Raw genomic sequence first — 17,772 nt, forward strand, 5'->3', positions numbered from 1 at the left:
CAGGGGAATAGCAGGATGCCAGACCAGCCTACGAAGACGAAGCGATCGCGTTTGAGCCAGTCGTCGAGTACATCAAAGATGCCTCTTTCGTTCTGGGCGCGTCCGACTGCGATTGTCATTGCGGTAAAATCCTTTTGCTTGTTAAAAGACCAAGGTTTCTAATTAAAGTTAACATAACTATATATTAGAAGTTCAGAATTTTTCAACATAATTAGCAGAAGTTGATACACAATGCCGATCGGTCGGTCGCGATCTCGTCAGTGAACCGTGACTGAGGTGGGCTAATTGAATTAAAATTTGGCTTTAAGGCTGTTTAGTTTTATGACTGCAAAAACAACGACCTCGATCGATTCGATCCTGCGCTACCAGGTTGTGGGATCCCGCCGCTTCAGCAATTACTGGTGGGGGACGATTGTCACCATTGGAGGGACTGGTTTCCTGCTGTCGGGTCTTTCCAGCTACTGGCACGTGAACCTGCTGCCTTTTGCTGACCCGACTCAGCTTATTTTCATCCCCCAAGGCATTGCGATGGGTTTCTACGGTGTCTGCGGCGTGCTGTTGGCGCTTTACCTGTGGCTGACTGTTCTCTGGGATGTCGGCGGTGGTTACAACGAGTTCGATCGAAAAACTGGTAACATTCGGATCTTTCGCTGGGGATTTCCCGGCAAAAACCGCAAACTTGATTTTACTTGCAAGACATCGGACGTGCAATCTGTGCGGGTTGACATTAAAGAAGGTCTCAGTCCCCGCCGCAGTATTTATCTTAAGCTCAAAGACCGCCGTCAGTTTCCCCTGACTAGAGTCGGACAGCCGATTGCTTTGTCTGAAGTGGAAAATCAAGCTGCCGAATTGGCTCGATTTTTGCAAGTTCCCCTAGAAGGACTTTAGGGATTTTTCATTTTCGATTGGTAATGTCTCGTAGGGTGCGCAATGCGCACCAAATCGATAAATATTGGGTGAGCACGAAGCGGTGCAAATTATCCCTGGTAAATCGATAAATCTAGGGTGCGCAATGCGCACCTTACATCATTGAGTGAAAGTGAAAGTGAAAGTGAAAGTGAAAATACAAATGCAAATGCAAATCAAAATTCAGCGGTGGTTGTTCTCACTTTTAATAATTGGTGCGTTGTTTGTTGGGGGATGCGGTAATTCCCCGGCTGGGAGTTCAACTCCGACAGGGACTCCGGCGGGTGAAAGCATTTCTTTGTCTCCGCCTCCGTCTCCGGCTGTGGTAGCGGCGAGCTCGCAATTTAGCAATTTGCCACGCTTGGAAGGAAAAGCAACAGTGGTGATGACGGTTAAAGGTGCTCCAATTACGATCGAACTCGACGGCAAAAATGCTCCAATTACTGCGGGCAATTTTGTCGATTTGGTTCAGAAGGGAGTCTACGACGGGCTGGTATTTCACCGAGTCGTGCGGGAACCTCAGCCTTTTGTAGTTCAGGGCGGCGACCCCCAGGGTAAAGACCCTAAATTCCCTACGGCGCGGCTGGGAACTGGCGGTTTTATTGACCCGAAAACCTCTGCAGAACGCAGGATTCCTCTGGAAATTAAAGCTAAAGGTGCTGCAAATCCGACTTACAGCGCGACGCTACAAGAAGCTGGGGTTAAGGAGAAACCCGTGTTGATGCACAGTCGCGGGGCTGTGGCTATGGCTCGATCGCAGAGTCCTGATTCGGCTTCTTCTCAGTTTTACTTTACTTTGACCGATGTGCCGTTTTTGGACGGGAGTTATGCGGTTTTTGGGTACGTGAAGCAAGGGATGGATGTTGTTGATAAGATTGAAGCGGGCGATCGCATTGAGAAGGCTACTGTTACTCAGGGCTTGGAAAATTTTAAGGCTGTTAGCTGAAGGTAGTCAACCAATTTTGGATTTTGGATTTGAGATTTTGGATTTGAGATTTGAGATTATCCCCACGGGAGCGATCCGATGGCTTGTAAATTCGGGATTTGAGATAAGGGAATTGGATTTGAGATTTGAGATTATCCCTTTTTAATCCCAAATCTCAAATCGTCTGACCTGATTCTTCTTTTAATCCAAAATCCCAAATCTCAAATCTCAAATCGGCTTAGCTATGGATGTTGTTGTTACTGGAATAGGTCTTGTTTCGGGTTTAGGGACTCTGGAAACGGGCTGGAAAAGACTGCTGTCTGGAGAATCTGGAATCGATCGGCATCAACCTTTTTTAGAACTTGAACGGCGACCTTTGGCTTTAATTGGCAAAAAACCTGCCGATTTAATAACTTTAATTCGGCAGGTTTTAGCAGATGCTTTGCAAGATGCTAATTTGATTTTGCCTTTGCCTGATTGCGGGATTGCGATCGGTTCTAGCCGAGGTTTCCAGGCGAATTTGGAACAATTGGCAAGCGAAGGCAGAAGGCAGAAGGCAGAAGGCAGAGGGAAGAAGAAAGAGGGAAGGGAATTACCGATTACCGATTACCAATTACCGATTACCGATTCTCAATTCGTGAATTTTTTGCCTCACATGGGGGCGATCGCGGCGGCGAGGGCAATTGGCTCGACGGGGCCGGTGCTGGCGCCGATGGCTGCTTGCGCGACTGGTATTTGGTCGATCGCCCGCGCTGTTGATTTAATCCGCACCGGTGAGTGTCAGCGGGCGATCGCAGGTGCTGTGGAAGCGCCTATCACACCGCTGACTCTGGCTGGATTTAGCCGGATGGGTGCTTTGGCAAACACTGGGTGCTATCCCTTTGACGAAAATCGGGAAGGCTTTGTGCTCGGTGAAGGCGGGGCTTTATTTGTATTAGAATCTGCCGAGTTGGCAAGGCGTCGTGGTGCTAAAATTTACGGTCGAGTTTCCGGTTTTGGCTTGACAAATGATGCTTGCCATGCTATCGCGCCGGAGCTGGGGGGGAAAAGTGCGATCGCGGCGGTAAATCAATGTTTGAAACGCAGTAATTTAGCGGCGGTTGATATAGATTTTATTCACGCTCACGGTACTGCAACTGAGTTAAATGACCGACACGAAGCACTGTTAATTGAGAAGTTATTTCACCGAGGAGTTGCTGTTAGTTCGACTAAGGGAGCTACGGGTCATACTTTGGGAGCTTCGGGAGCTTTGGGCGCGGCTTTTTGTTTGATGAGTATTAAATATCAGATCTTGCCGCCTTGCGTGGGAATGAAAAAACCGGGGTTTGAATTAGATTTTGTTCGCTGTGCGCGATCGGCTATTGTGAGAAATGCGGTTTGTTTAAGTTTTGGCTTTGGCGGGCAGAATGCTGCGATCGTTTTATCTCGCGAGTGTTAATTTTTGCAAACTCGGTCGATCGGCATTTCAATTACACGATCTCTCTACAGTTAAAATCTTCTGAGGCTGTCCGGAGAACCCGCCCGCACATCCAATTTAAATTTGAAAAATTGTACAATATTTATGTATTTTAGTCAATAAACTGAGAATTTTGGTGAGATTGCTGGTGCTGCTATGCTAGTCTGGCTCTGCATCCCGACCCAGATCCTTGCGTCCAAGCCTGGGATGTCAGAAAATAGAGGCAGATTAAAGCAGCATTGTATTTTATTAACGCACCGATCCCGATCTGCGAAAATAGAAGAAAGAAACTGTTTAAATTAAGCCTTAGGTATTTTCACATGGATCTGGCATCTCATCGATTTATGTCTTATTTTGAACCAGAGGAAGCTGCTCACCTTTGCCAAATAGCTGTTGTGGAGAGTTTTGCTGAGGAAACACTGGTTTTTGAAGAAGGAGAAACAGCAGATTTTTTATATCTAGTTTTAGAAGGTGAAGTCGAGTTTAGCAAGCGGATTGAAAACAAAAAATATCAAACTGTTGCTATCGCTAAGCCCGACGATTATTTTGGCGAACTCGGAGTTTTAGACGGTGAGCCTCGCAGTGCTAGAGCTGTGGCAGTTAGCGGATCGACTTTGGCAAAAATAGGTCGGGAAGAACTGATAGCAACTCTCCAGTTTGCTAAAGGCAGTGCGGTACTGAAAATGTTTAGTTTCATTACAAAAAATTTGCGCGATACCACGGATCAATATGTTAGCCAGTTCGTACACAGACAAAAAATGGTATTGGTAGGAGAAATGGTGAGCACCATTATTCACGATTTCAAAAATCCTTTTACGGGAATTAAACTTTCCAGCGAAATGCTCAAAGAAATGCACCCGGATGAGGAAACTCAGGAGTGGTGCGAACTTATTCAATTGCAGGTTCAGCGAATGTTGGGGATGGCTGAAGAAGTATTAGAATTTTCGCGCGGCAATGCTGTATTACATAAAAAACCAGTTAATCTAATCCAGACTTTGCAGCAGTTTGAAAGGTTGAACAGAGTTTATTTTGAGGCGGCAAAAGTAGATTTGGTTTTACGGGTGACAGAAGTGATAGTGGAAGCAGACGAAAATAAAATTTTGCGTGTTTTGCAAAATTTAGTTGGGAATGCTGCTGAAGCTTTTGGGGGGCGCGGGGGGCGAGTAGAGATTATTGTGACACAAAGTGAGGAGTGGGCAGAAATTAGCATTTACGATAACGGCCCGGGCATTCCGGAGGCAATTAAGGAAAATTTATTTGAACCTTTTGTGACTTATGGCAAGCGGACGGGTACTGGATTGGGAACGGCGATTGTGAAGTCAATCGTTGATGCTCACAAAGGAGAAATTACTTATGAGTCGGAGGACGAAAAAGGGACAACTTTTTACATTCGCTTGCCGAAAATAATGGCTTGAGCCGATGAGTTTAAGTAGGTAGGCAAATATGTACTTAGGGCTTTCTCACTCAGCCTCAGAGACTTGGTTGATGAGTAGATATCTTGCGATCGAACAATATTTTTCTAAGAAACCAGCTTTGAGAGCGTAAGTCCTAATACTGTGTAACAATTTGCACAATCAAGTAGAATTGAATTAACGAAGCGCTAAAAATCTGATGCCAGTTACTATTCAAACCTTACCCACAGAAGTTATCAATTTAATTGCTGCAGGCGAAGTGATTGATTCGATCGCCGCAGCGGTACGAGAATTAGTTGAAAATTCTCTGGATGCAGGCGCAACTCGCATCGTTGTTTCTGTCTGGCCCGAACAGTGGCGGGTACAAGTTGCAGATAATGGTACGGGAATGGATCTGGAAAATTTGCAGCAGGCTGCTTCGCCTCACAGTACGAGCAAAATTACCACTGAAGCAGACCTTTACAAAATTGCTACTTTGGGCTTTCGCGGGGAAGCTTTGCACAGTTTGTGTCAGTTGGGCTGTTTGGAGGTTTTGAGCCGATCGAATGATTTGGGATTGGGAGATTTTTCGGAAAATCGAGAGTCGGCACACACCCCCGCCAAATCATCTTTTAACAAGGGGGGAATTGAAAATGCTCGAGCGGGCTGGCGGGTGGTTTACAATAACGCAGGCGTTGCTGTGGAGGTGGAAACAGCGGCGATCGCTCCGGGTACGGTGGTGACTGTTGATAATTTGTTTGGCAATTGGCCTGTGCGCCGCAGTTTTTTGTCGCCGGCACAGCAAATGCGATCGATCCAATTAACCCTTCAGCAAATTGCTATTTGTCACCCGCACGTTAATTGGCAGTTGCGTCAAGGAAACACGCCTTGTTTGCACGTAACTCCTGGTAGCACAGCAGAACACATTTTACCTCAATTTGTGCGCGGTGTGCGTGCGAGCGATTTGCAGTATTTAAAGTTAGATTTGCCTGCGAGTCCTGAAAATAATAAAGCAGCAAATTTATTGATAGAAACTCAACTTGTTGGAGCTACAGTTAAGCCTAATTACCAATTACCAGTTGCCAGTTCCCAATTCCAAATGCCCAATTCCCAATCTTTGGAGTTAGTAATTGGTTTGCCCGATCGCTGTCACCGCAGGCGGCCGGATTGGGTAAAGGTGGGGGTGAACCGGCGAGTTGTGCGATCGCCCGAATTAGAGCAAACTATTCTCAGCGCCTTTGCCCGCACTTGTCCGCGCGATCGCTATCCAGTGTGTTTTGTTCACCTGCAAATCTCCCCCTCAGAAATTGATTGGAACCGCCACCCGGCTAAGGTGGAAATTTATCTGCACGATCCGAGTTTTTGGCAAGAACAAATTAGCGCGGCAATTGCTCGCGCTTTGCACCTGAATGATGAAGTTTTGCCGGCTGCCCCAATTCCCGATCGAGTGGGACAATTGCTGAAGGCATCGGAACAAAAAAGTGCTTACAGTGTCGGGATTTCTGCTCGCCAGAATGATGGCGGCGGCGAAGAGGAAAAAGCTCATAAAGTAGGATTGATGGAATTGAGGGCGATCGCTCAAGTTCACAATACTTACATTGTTGCAGAACATTCCAGCGGAATGTGGTTGATAGAACAGCACATCGCTCACGAGCGCGTTTTGTACGAGCAATTGTGCGCGGCTTGGCAGCTAAAATTTCTCGAAAAACCCGTGATTCTCAGTCAATTATCTGCACTGCAAATTGATAATTTATCCCGCTTGGGTTTGGAAGTAGAAACTTTTGGCGAACAGCTATGGGCTGTCCGCGAAGTTCCTGAATTATTAGCCGAGCGAGATGACTGTGCGGATGCGCTTTTTGAACTCAGTAAAGTGGCAGATTTGCAAGCGGCTCAAGTTGCTACTGCGTGTCGCAGCGCTATGCGTAACGGTACTCCTTTAAATCTTTTGCAAATGCAGAATTTGTTGGATGAATGGCAGCAAACTCGCAATCCCCGCACTTGTCCTCACGGCCGCCCTATCTATTTTGCTTTGGAAGAATCGACTTTGGCTCGGATTTTTCGCCGCAGTTGGGTGATTGGCAAAAGTCACGGGATTTGAAGGTTAAAAGTTAAGCTGTAAGGTGCGCGTTACATACAAAACTGTTTTTTTTGAACCGCAGAGGGCGCAGAGAACGCAGAGAGGGAGAGAAGAGAGATGTTTTTAATATTTTTTTGGGCAACTGGATATTCGTATAAAATGTCAATTAAAATCAAATAAATCATAAATATGGATTTTCCGATCGCCCGACAACTATTTTATCGAGAAATAAATCAGCCTGATGGCTCGATCGACCTGGCGAAAGCAGCCCTTTACATGGCTTTGGAAGAATACCCCAATTTGGAGCCAGAAGAGTATCTAAACGCTCTCGACACGATCGCAGATGAAGTGCGCTCACGCCTACCGGCACAGAATTATCCGCTGCGGATTATTCAAACTATTAACGCCTATTTATACGGGGAGTTGCAGTTTGCGGGCAATGATGCTGATTATTACGACCCCCGCAATAGCTATTTGAATCAAGTGATGGATCGGCGTACTGGCATTCCGATCTCTTTATCTTTGGTTTATTTGGAAGTTGCTAAGCGCATTGATTTTCCGATGGTCGGAATTGGGATGCCGGGACATTTTTTAATTAGACCGGATTTTGAAGATGCTGGTATTTTTGTTGATGCGTTTAACGGCGGGGAGATATTATTTCCTGAAGATTGTCAAGCCAGACTTTCTCAAATTTACGGTCAACCGATGGAGTTGCAGCCAACTTTTCTAGCCCCGGTAAGTCGCCGACATTTGTTGGGGCGAATGCTGGGAAATCTGAAGGCGATTTACTTGCAACAGCGAGATGTTTTGAGGGTGATCTTGGCGATTGAACGGATTTTGCTGCTGTTTCCCGATGCGGTGGGGGAACGGCGCGATCGCGGAATTCTGTACTATCAAGTCGGCCGCTTGGCCGAGGCGCGCCACGATTTGGAAATCTACCTCAGAAATGCTCCGAATGCTGAGGATGCTGCTAGAATTCGCCAATTGGTCGATCGGCTCGATCTGGATATGTTAACTTAAATTCGCTATATGTCGCACACTATAAGATGTGAAACCGACACTCAATAAACTGCTGCTCGACGGCACAATGTGGCTTTTATAAGTTTTGCACAGCTAGATAAAATTATCGCCAGTATGCGCTTAACATATAAGCGCTCAATTGACACCTATCTTTTGATAGGTTAAATTTCCTTAACATGACTGTAAAATCATAGGTCATTTACGGAGTTCCCGAGTCCACTTTCCCGACTGATACCCGCACAGACGATCGATCGAAAAAGTATTTTGACGTAAAGAGGCACAAACCCATGAAGTTTCAGTTTCAACAAGGTTATCTCAACGGAATGCAAGCGCTGTCAGCCCATTTAACCAAAAGAATGTCAAAGTCTTTATCATTAGGTTTGGCGCTTTTTCTGGGAACAAGTGCAGTATTCCTGAGCAGCGACAAAGCCTTTGCATTAGACAATCTTACCGTAAAATACGGTGCTGTTGACGTAACATTACCGATAAGCGACTTGCAAAGCTTGGCACAAACTGGCAAAGCATCATCTCAACTGCAAAGCGTTCTGAGTCTTGCGAAACAAACTCCCGAGTCGATGCGCGAAATATTAACGCGAGAAGTGCCTTTAGATTCCCAATTAGTAGCGCGGCTGGCAAATACTTATTTTGGGGACATTGTTTTTAAACAATTGGGCGAGGTTGCTTATACGCCTGCCACTCGTCTTCAAAGCGCGCCCGCACTGCGCGATGCTTTAGTCGCAGCTTCCAAAGATGGCAAAATATCGCTGATGGAAGTGATGCAAAATTACAGCCCTGCGGCCTTAGAAGTTGACGGCAATCAAGCTATGGCTATCTACGAGCGAGTGATTAAAGACGTGCAAGATTTGCAAGCTTTGTATCAGAATTCCCCGGCTTTGCAAAATACCGCCGGCCAAGCGGTGAATTCCGCCAGACAAATGATTTGTCAGCCCAGTCCCTCGGGAAGTGCGAAGTAAATAACTCAAGTTGCAGGTAATTGGGAATTGGGAATTGGGAATTGGGGATTGGGAATTGGGAGTTGGTGCTTTTTTTCCTATTAGCTCTTAGTTTTCAGGTATTATCAATTACTCATTACCAATTACCCATTATCCCTTACCCATTACCCATTTTTTGAGAGAGTTGCTCGGCTACCCGCTTAAGTCGGCGGAGTTGGTCTTTCATGTCTTTCTGAGTCCAAGGGGCTGCAAAGCGATTGAAACCAAATCTAATTAAACGATTGGGAATTTGAAATTCAAAGCGGTTAATCAAGAGAGTTCCTTGGATTTGAGGCTGGCATTCCCAGCGATCGCATCCTTTGAAAAATCCGTCAAACCCCCACACAATTAAACCGGGTTGTCGCTCCAACACCACACTCTCTAAAGTGGGTTGCAAAACGGGAATTTTTATGATAAATAAGCTGCGACTTCCTACAGCAGTATCCCATTCGCCCTCGGGATCGCAGCGCAGCAGGGGATTGAGCCACTTGTGCATTAAAGTGCGATCGACTATACAGCGCTCCACCAGAGTAGCAGCAGCGCGAATTTCAATGGATTGCTCGAAAACTTGACGAATTGACATGAGAACCTGCAACAAGGATGATATTACAAAACTTTGCTTACTTTATAGTCCTTTATTTACTTGTACGGTCAATTTTTCCAGAAATTAAAAGATTGACACACTCATAAATACAGTGTATCATCTGGAATTAAAGTATATATACCGATTATGCAGTTAGTCGAAAGGCACGTCATTAAACCAAATCATAGGTTTTATCGAGAAGCCGATCGACTGTCTTGGCTATGCAAAAATCTTTACAACAGCGCTAACTACATCTACCGTCAAAACTTTTTCGCTAGCCAACAAACAAACGCTCTGGCTGTTTATCACGCGCTCAAAACAAGTCTTGATTACAAAGCACTGCCCGCAAAAGTAGCACAAAGCACGCTCGGCTTAGTCCTCAAAGCATGGACTAGCTATTATCTGGCGGTGCGAAACTATCAGGAAGACCCAACTAAATTTAAAGTCGCACCTAAAATACCTCATTATAAAGGTTCAAGAGAGCGAAAAAGAGAGGACGGGCGCTATGTAGTTGTATTTAATTGTCAAGCTGTCAGCAAAAGAGCCTTAAAACAAGGATATGCTCGTCCCTCTGGGACTAATATTTGGTTGCCCTCAAAAGTCACCTCGATTCTGGAAATCCGGATTGTTCCCAAGGTAGGTTGTTATGTTGTCGAGGTGGTCTATGAAAAGTTAGAACACCCTTTACAAGTTAATCAGAGAGTAGCTGCCATAGATTTAGGATTAAACAATCTGGCAACATTAACCTACAATGTTCCTGGGTTAGTACCGACAATCTACGACGGACGGGCTGTTAAGTCAACCAATCAATACTGCAATCAAGTTTCATCGGCCTTGAAATCATTGCTGCCCGCAGCGCAAAAAAACAGTAAAAAACTCGCCAGATTGTGGCACAAGCGTAACTGTAAAGTGGATTACTACCTCCACACGACGAGTTTCGCAATTATTAAAGAACTCGTCAATCATCAAATTGGATTGCTGGCTATAGGCTGGAACCATGATTTCAAAGATGGGATTAATACTGGCAAGGTTAACAATCAAAAATTTGCCTGCATTCCCCATTGCCGGTTCGTGCAAATGTTGCAGTACAAAGGACAAATTGCAGGAATTAAAGTTGTGTTAGTAGAGGAGAGTTACACATCCAAATGTTCAGCCTTGGATTGGGAACCAATTCAACAACATTCCGACTACATTGGCAGTAGGGTAAAAAGAGGATTGTTCAGAACCCAAACTGGACGCTTCATAAATGCCGATGTGAACGGTTCTTTGAATATTGGCAGAAAAGCAGTCGGAGATGGGTTTATCCCTAATTCGATAAAGGGTTTTGTAGTTAACCCAGTACGATTAAAAGCGTACAAACATTAAGTTTAGGCGATGTCTAGATTTTTTGGAACTATTATTAAAGTTTCGTCTTTTCCATGTCAAATATGACGTTAACCTGAGAAAAAAATGAATGAAACTTGGCAAGAAATAACTCAACCGATATCGGGCCCCATAGCGGCTTTGTCCGATCGCATTGTGGCCCAGGCCCAGCCCGGGAATCCGCTGACAGATGCCGAACGCGGAATTAACAATTTCATTCAGGGATCAAACATTGAAAATCTCATCTGGGCCATCGGTATCCTGCTAGTTGGCTTGATAGTATCAGCCCTCGTCTCATCTGTAGTCGGAGGATTGCTCAAGAAGACTACGATCGACAACCGGCTGGCTGCTTGGATTACCGGCCGCCCGGAAGGAGCAGGAGCCCCGCAAGTGGAAAAATGGATTTCTGCAGCGGTGTTCTGGATCATTTTTGTCTTTTTCCTAGTTGCCTTTTTCAACCGTCTGAATCTAACGGCTGTCTCGCAACCCCTCAATACTTTTCTCAATCAAATAGCTAATTTCTTGCCGAAGTTAGCCGGCGCGCTAATTTGGTTGGGGATTGCTTGGGTGTTGGCGACAGTCGCAAAAATGGCCGTATCGCGGGTGATGCGGACTTTTAGCGTGGACGAGCGCTTGAATCAGGAGGTGGGTACTGCGCCCAGCGAGCGCCCTTTGCTGCTGAGCGATACTTTGGCGAATACGCTGTACTGGTTCATTTTTCTGCTGTTTTTGCCCCTGATTCTCGAATCCCTCCAATTGTCTGTGGCGCAGAAACCGATTCTGGATTTGCTCAACCAAATTCTGGCGGCTATTCCGAAAATTCTGGAAGCTGTGCTGATCGGGTTTGTCGGCTGGCTGTTGGCTCAGGTGGTGCAGCGGATTGTCACAAATCTGCTGGGGGCTGCTGGGGCGGACAGTTTGGGCGCTCGGTTTGGAATTTCGCGGACTACGAGCGGCCAATCGCTGTCGTCGATTATCGGCACGATCGTCTATGTTTTGATTTTGATTCCAACGGCGATCGCAGCTCTCAAGGCTTTAGGAATTGAGGCGATTTCGCAGCCGGCAAGCGCGATGCTCCAAGACATTTTGAGCGCGGTTCCGAAAATTTTCACGGCTGCGCTAATTTTAGTGGTTGCTTATATGTTGGGGCGCTGGGTCGGCGATTTGGTGACTAATATCCTCACCGGAATTGGCTTCAACAATGTCTGGTCGTGGTTGGGAGTGCAGCCGAAGCAGCCGCTGAGGCTATCGCCGTCGGTGCGCCCGCTAGATCCGGACGCAACATTACTTCAGGAACCGGAACTGCCGGCCCGCACGCCTTCTGAGTTGATCGGGATTGTGGTGCAGGTGGGCATCATCCTGCTTGCTGTGGTGGCTGCTACTGACGTGCTGCAGATTCCGGCGCTGACGGTGATTGTCAGCGGTATTCTGGCGGTAGCCGGTCGGGTTTTGTCTGGTTTGGTAGTATTTGCGATCGGCTTGTATTTGGCGAATCTGGCATTTAATTTGATTGCCAGTTCTGGAACTCGCCAAGCGCGGCTTTTGGGCCAAACGGCTCGGATCGCGATTATTGCTTTTGTTTCGGCCTTGGCGCTGCAACAGATGGGCATTGGCAGCGATATTGTGAATTTGGCTTTCGGGCTGCTGCTCGGGGCGATCGCAGTTGGCATTGCTCTAGCTTTTGGTTTGGGCGGGCGCGAGATTGCGGCCGACCAAATTCGCGAATGGTTAGCGTCGTTTAAACAAGATAAGACGCCGCGTTTGTAACTCTAAAAAAGGCGTTTGTCAAGTGCAAACGCCTTTTTTTTGTCAGTTGTTAGTTGTCAGTTGTCAATTGTCATTCAAGACGGTCAGGATGTTCTCAGTCATCGTTTTTTTAGAGCTAGTGCTACAATCGAATTAGCGAGAACTGAGGAGGCTTAAACTGTGACAGTTTTAACTTCTATCGAACAAGAAGAAATTGAATATCCCAGCAGCGACGGAGAACCGATGGCGGAAAGCGACATCACGCGCGATTACATGACTTACGGCGTGGAAGCTCTGAAGCTGCACTTTCAAGGGCGATCGGATGTATACGTGTCAGCAAATTCTTTCGTCTATTACGAAGAAGGCAACAAAGCAGCAGTAGTTGCTCCCGATATCTATGCAGTATTCGGAGTGAGGAAACGCAAAAGAGATAACTACAAAGTTTGGCAAGAAGGCGGAATAACTCCCCAGTTTGTCCTAGAAATAACATCGGCAACAACTCAAGATGTAGACCAAGAAACAAAACCAGAAACTTATCGAAGTTTGGGAGTGAGGGAATACTTTCAGTACGATCCCTCTGGGGATTATCTCAATCCGATATTGCAAGGAGTGCGTTTAGTCAACAGCCAGTACGAGCCGATAGAAGCTAACAATATCGCCTTCGATACGCTGTGGTTGTACAGCGAAGTATTGGGACTGGAATTGCACATAGTTTCGGGAGAGTTGAGGTTTAGGAATCCTCAAACAGGAGAGTTTCTGAAGACTCATGAGGAAGAGAAACAAGGACGGCTGGCCGAACAACAAGCACGACTGGCGGCGGAATCAGCCTTGCGATCGCTCATTTCTCAACTGTTAAATTCGGGAATGAATTTAGAACAAGTTGCACAAATGATGAATTTATCGACATTGGAAGTGCAGCGATTAGTAGGAGGAAATGAATGAATGATTGATCGCCTGCTTTCTACCTTCAGATTACAGCCTCGGATCGACAGGTTCGCTCTCCATCGCTAAAACTCCGAAAACGCACTCGTGAACTTGTCTCAATGGATCACCCGCCACAAATCGCTCCAATGCTTCTACACCGAGAGCAAACTCTCGCAACGCCAAAGAACGCTTGCCGGAAAGTCCGCGCGATCGCAGTTTTTCTAAATGTTCCGGCAAAGAATATTCCAGACCGTAAATAATTCGCAAATACTCTTTACCGCGACATTTCACCGCAGGCTGTACGAGTCCTTTGCTATTTTTCACAATAAAATCCATTGGTTTAACAACCATGCCTTCGCCTCCCGAATCAGTCATTTTTTCCCACCATTGAATCCCTGCAAATCTGCTGTCAAAATCGGCAATTTCAACTATTTTGTATTCAGTAGCTAACAGCAATTCAGGGTCAGCTTTACAAATTTGTGAAATCTGTTCCATGTGCCAGCAGTGATTTTTGTCGGTGTGAACTGTTCCCTCAGTTGCCAAGATGTGGAAAGGTGCTAATTTGAGGTCGGAGATGGATTTAACAGCCCAGCAGTAGCGCTGGTAGGCTTTAACGTATTGATGCGCTAGTTGCGATCGCTCTTGGTAGCGAGTTAGCAAAGAACTAACTTCTACTCCCCGCTGGCTTGCCTGTTCTAAATTTTTAATCGCATTCGCAAACGCACTATTAGAAGCTGTTCCCACTGGCGCATACTGTTGCTGCAATAATTCTTGAGCTTTAGCAGACCAAGGCATCAATTCGCAGTCCAAACAAACCCAGTCAGTTTGAAATTTATCCCAAAAATTGCTGGCAGTTAAAGCAGTATTTATTCTGACCAAAAACTCGGTTTCTAAAGTAGAATTATTGAAGAAATGCCGTCCCGTGCGGGTGTAGCAAATGCCAATGCTGCTGTTGAGAATTCCGAATCGCAGTTTAGCAGCAGATTCATCGCGGCAAACAATGACAACTGCGCGGGAACCCATGTGCTTTTCTTCGCAGACAACTGTCGGTATGCCCTGCTGTTGGTAGTAGCTAAATGCTTCGGCTGGATGTTCTAAAAGTCCCGGTTCTTTGGAAGTAGCAACGGGAGACATTGTGGGCGGCAAATAAATCAGCCATTTGGGATTGGCGGCAAACCGACTCATTACTTCTAGGGCTGCGATCGCATTTTCTTCTTTAATCGTAATGTTACTTTGCAGGCGAGTTGAAATGATGCGTTTTCCGAGTACGTCGCTAATGTCCAGTACGTCATCAAACTGCTGTTGGGCGGTGAGATTCACTGCCGCCAAACCGCTATCGCTCGCGGGTGAATTAATGTCTCTCTTGTTAAGTGGAGTTGGGCTGTCTTGAAAGGCGATCGGTTTGGCAGGTTCGCAGTAAATTCTAGCAGCAGGAACGCTGACAAATTCTTTTTCGGGATAGCGCAAAGCTGTTAGTTTGCCGCCGAAAACGCAGCCAGTGTCAATATCAACTGTATTGTTCAACCATTCTGTTTCTGGAACGGGGGTGTGTCCGTAAACAACTGCTGCCTGACCTCGATATTCGGCGGCCCAATTGTAGCGGACGGGCAAGCCGAATTCATCGATTTCGCCAGTTGTTTCTCCGTACAAGGCGAAATCTCGAATGCGGCCCGATGCGCGTCCCTGAAATTCAGCTTTCATCCCGGCGTGGGCGACGACTAATTTTCCGCCATCGAGGACGTAATGCCCAATCAAACTATCTAAAAATTGGCGAATTTCTCGTACTGTTGATTCGCGCAATTCATCCCGTAAAGCGGCAATTTCTGCTAAGGTTTGTTCGAGTCCGTGGTTGATTTTGACATTTTTGCCGTTGAGTTTTCGCAGCAGTTTGATGTCGTGGTTTCCAGGTACGCACAAAGCTGTTTCTGCGAGTACCATGTTTCGCACGAGTTTGAGGGTGTCGAGAATGCGCGGGCCCCGATCGACCAAATCGCCCAAAAACACGGCTTTACGCCCTTCCGGGTGCGCGTAGGTGGGAAAATTCCCCAAATCGGATTCGCTGGATTTTTCGATAATTTGATAGCCCAACTGTTGCAGCAATTGTTCCAATTCGTCGCAGCATCCGTGAACGTCGCCGATGATGTCAAAAGGGCCGCAGTCGCCTTTGCGATTGTTCCACAAAGGTTGTCTCTCGACTTCCACCGCCTCGATTTCCTCTGGGGAACGCAGGACGTAAACGTACCGAAATCCTTCGCGATCTAGAGATTTGAGCGATCGCTTTAAATTCTGAACGTGGCGGCGAATTACATGATTTCCAAAATTGCGGTTTGGACGCTGTTGATTGCGATCGCCACACAATTTTTCTGGTAAATCTAGCACAATAGCAACCAAAAAGCAATGGTATTTTCGGGCTAATTCCAACAAAGACTTGCGGCTTTCCGGCTGAACATTTGTCGCGTCGATAACAGTTAATTTACCTGCTGCAAGGCGTTTAGCAACGATAAAGTGCAGTAATTCAAAAGCATCTGCGGTTGCCGCTTGATTGTTTTCATCGTCCGAAACCAGCCCCCGGCAATAATCCGATGAAATGACTTCGGTAGGTAGGAAGTGTTGTCGGGCAAAAGTAGATTTGCCGGAACCGGATGCACCGATGAGAACGACTAAAGATAGTTCAGGAAAAGTAATTTTCATTGTTTAATAATAATATTATTCATCAAGCAGGAGATCATCATTTTGCTCGGCCATTTTTGCAAACGCTTCCTCCCAGCCTGCACGCGGTTTTAGGGCTGCACGAATGGTGAATATTGCCATTTGCGTAGGCGAACCCACTTCTAAATCCTCAGTTCCGACGCAGCGAAATTCTACCGCATATTCAAATTTTTCTGCAACCTTATTCGCCCAAGTCTGAAACTGAGTTCTCGTCCACTCAAAGCGGTGATCCCGGTGGCGAAGTTTGCCCGCCGGCAAGTTTTCAAACCGAACATTATATTCAATATTTGGAGTTGTGACGATCGCACTTTTGGGTCGGATAAATTCAAACAAAACCCGCTCAAAAGCAGCTAACCGTTCTAAATCCAGATGTTCGATCACTTCAATTACCGTCGCCGCATCAAAACCAGTCAAGCGGCTGTCCCGATAAATTAGCGAACTTTGAATTAGTTGAATGCGAGATTGTTGTGCGGGAGACAATCGATCGATTTGCAAACGTTCCCTGGCAATTTCCAAAGCCCGAAAGGACACATCGACGCCTGTAATTTGTTCGATCGCATTTTCTTTCAAAAGCAATTGCAGCAGTTTTCCCTCACCGCAGCCCAAATCTACCACTCGCTTAGCACCGCTTTGCTTTAAAACCTCCGTCACAGCTTCCAAACGCTCTTGATTCAAGCTAATTCGCTGTTCTAAAACTTCCTCTTCTTGCTGATGAGAAACTTCGAGTTCCTCCGGGTCAATATTATCTGCTTCTGCTAACTGTGCCACAGCAATTCGCGTCAGACGGCGCTGGCGTTTCAGATAGCGATCGGCAATTTGTTCGCGGGCCGGATGCGCGTTCAACCAACCTTCACCGTGACGGAATAATTTCTCGATTTCATCATCGCCCACCCAATAATGTTTGTCGTCATCCAACACTGGAATTAGCACGTAAAGATGGCTTAACAAATCCGCCAAACGAACTGTATTTTGCAGTTCCACAGAAAAGTAAGGACTCGCGCCCCACTCGGGAAATTGCTCGTCAAGAATCAGGGGTTTTGCTGCGACTTGATACCCAAGCGGCTCAAACATTTGCCGCAGGAATTTCTCCCCACCGCGACAGGGCAAAACCGACAGATTAACTGTCAAAGGAATAGCTGTTTCTGCGAGTTCTGGGCGGTCTTTGCAGCGACCGGATAGAGCTGTACTAAAGACTTTGGCGAGGGCGACACTGAGAAAAGAAGAGGCAACGTAGGGGCGATCGTTCACGTATTGGTCGAGAGGGCGATCGCCCGATTTCGACTTGCCCCGCACCAAACCAACCGGATCGACATCTAAGAGTAAAGCCGCCGTGCACCTTTCTGCATTTGCCTCTGGATAAAACACGCTAGCAGACCCGAAAGTCATCGGAAAGGATTGATGGCGATCGGGATGTTTGTGCAGCAAATAGCCCAAATCCGTAGCTGGGACGCGAGTTGTAGAAATGGTTAGTAACATAATATTAGGAATTGGGCATCGGGCATCGGGCATCGGGCATCGGGTATCGGGCATCGGGCATCGGGCATCGGTAGTTCCTCACAAATAACAAATAACAAATAACTACTCACGGTCAATAATTAATCCGTGTAAGCTGTTGTGCATTTAAAACGCATATTGTATTATACAATATAACCATATTTATGAAAAGTCAATGCCTAGTAAA

13 protein-coding genes and 1 pseudogene are annotated in these 17,772 nt (G+C 46.4%); 10 read left to right on the top strand and 4 right to left on the bottom strand.

Features of this window, described 5'->3' with window-relative positions; all coding sequences use genetic code 11:
* Positions 1–119, bottom strand: a pseudogene (locus tag QUA78_RS29190) (photosystem II D2 protein (photosystem q(a) protein)); the annotation flags it as partial.
* A 202-nt stretch (positions 120–321) separates the two neighbouring features.
* Between QUA78_RS29190 and QUA78_RS29195 the strand changes: the two are divergent.
* The 7 genes from QUA78_RS29195 to QUA78_RS29225 all read left to right on the top strand — a co-directional run bounded on the left by QUA78_RS29195 (position 322) and on the right by QUA78_RS29225 (position 8,749).
* The gene (locus QUA78_RS29195; RefSeq protein WP_333304441.1) at positions 322–888 is read left to right on the top strand and encodes a photosystem I assembly protein Ycf4; all 567 of its coding nucleotides are present in this window, start codon (positions 322–324) and stop codon (positions 886–888) included.
* Between the two features lie 181 nt (positions 889–1,069).
* A complete protein-coding gene (locus QUA78_RS29200) occupies positions 1,070–1,852 on the top strand; it encodes a peptidylprolyl isomerase (protein WP_333304440.1) in 783 nt (260 codons plus the stop codon).
* Positions 1,853–2,075: 223 nt separating this feature from the next.
* A complete protein-coding gene (locus QUA78_RS29205; RefSeq protein WP_333304439.1) occupies positions 2,076–3,269 on the top strand; it encodes a beta-ketoacyl-ACP synthase in 1,194 nt (397 codons plus the stop codon).
* Positions 3,270–3,607: 338 nt separating this feature from the next.
* Positions 3,608–4,702, top strand: coding sequence for an ATP-binding protein (locus QUA78_RS29210; RefSeq protein ID WP_333200039.1), 1,095 nt, complete (start codon positions 3,608–3,610; stop codon positions 4,700–4,702).
* Positions 4,703–4,898: 196 nt separating this feature from the next.
* On the top strand, positions 4,899–6,776 hold the full coding sequence (gene mutL, locus QUA78_RS29215; RefSeq protein WP_333304438.1) for a DNA mismatch repair endonuclease MutL: 1,878 nt from the start codon (positions 4,899–4,901) through the stop codon (positions 6,774–6,776).
* Positions 6,777–6,944: 168 nt separating this feature from the next.
* On the top strand, positions 6,945–7,775 hold the full coding sequence (locus QUA78_RS29220; RefSeq protein ID WP_333304437.1) for a transglutaminase family protein: 831 nt from the start codon (positions 6,945–6,947) through the stop codon (positions 7,773–7,775).
* A gap of 287 nt (positions 7,776–8,062) precedes the next feature.
* Positions 8,063–8,749, top strand: a complete 687-nt coding sequence (locus tag QUA78_RS29225; protein ID WP_333304436.1) for an alpha/beta hydrolase — start codon at positions 8,063–8,065, stop codon at positions 8,747–8,749.
* A gap of 136 nt (positions 8,750–8,885) precedes the next feature.
* On the opposite strand, the gene QUA78_RS29230 is transcribed toward QUA78_RS29225, so the two are convergent.
* Positions 8,886–9,350, bottom strand: a complete 465-nt coding sequence (locus QUA78_RS29230) for an SRPBCC family protein (protein WP_333304435.1) — start codon at positions 9,348–9,350, stop codon at positions 8,886–8,888.
* 147 nt (positions 9,351–9,497) lie between these two features.
* On the opposite strand from QUA78_RS29230, the gene QUA78_RS29235 reads away from it, so the two are divergent.
* The 3 genes from QUA78_RS29235 (at position 9,498) to QUA78_RS29245 (ending at position 13,400) form a co-directional block, all read left to right on the top strand.
* Complete coding sequence (locus tag QUA78_RS29235) at positions 9,498–10,715, top strand: transposase (protein WP_333304434.1); 1,218 nt, start codon at positions 9,498–9,500, stop codon at positions 10,713–10,715.
* A gap of 84 nt (positions 10,716–10,799) precedes the next feature.
* Positions 10,800–12,479, top strand: coding sequence for a mechanosensitive ion channel (locus QUA78_RS29240; RefSeq protein WP_333304433.1), 1,680 nt, complete (start codon positions 10,800–10,802; stop codon positions 12,477–12,479).
* 159 nt (positions 12,480–12,638) lie between these two features.
* On the top strand, positions 12,639–13,400 hold the full coding sequence (locus QUA78_RS29245; protein WP_333304432.1) for a Uma2 family endonuclease: 762 nt from the start codon (positions 12,639–12,641) through the stop codon (positions 13,398–13,400).
* A gap of 30 nt (positions 13,401–13,430) precedes the next feature.
* Here the strand turns inward: QUA78_RS29245 and QUA78_RS29250 are convergent, their stop codons facing one another.
* Together QUA78_RS29250 and QUA78_RS29255 are read right to left on the bottom strand one after the other, a co-directional pair.
* On the bottom strand, positions 13,431–16,073 hold the full coding sequence (locus QUA78_RS29250) for a polynucleotide kinase-phosphatase (RefSeq protein WP_333304431.1): 2,643 nt from the start codon (positions 16,071–16,073) through the stop codon (positions 13,431–13,433).
* Positions 16,074–16,088: 15 nt separating this feature from the next.
* Positions 16,089–17,567, bottom strand: coding sequence for a 3' terminal RNA ribose 2'-O-methyltransferase Hen1 (locus QUA78_RS29255; protein WP_333304430.1), 1,479 nt, complete (start codon positions 17,565–17,567; stop codon positions 16,089–16,091).
* Between the last annotated feature and the right edge of the window lie 205 nt (positions 17,568–17,772).

It is taken from the genome of Microcoleus sp. K4-B3 (assembly GCF_036704615.1).
Lineage (GTDB): Bacteria > Cyanobacteriota > Cyanobacteriia > Cyanobacteriales > Microcoleaceae > Microcoleus.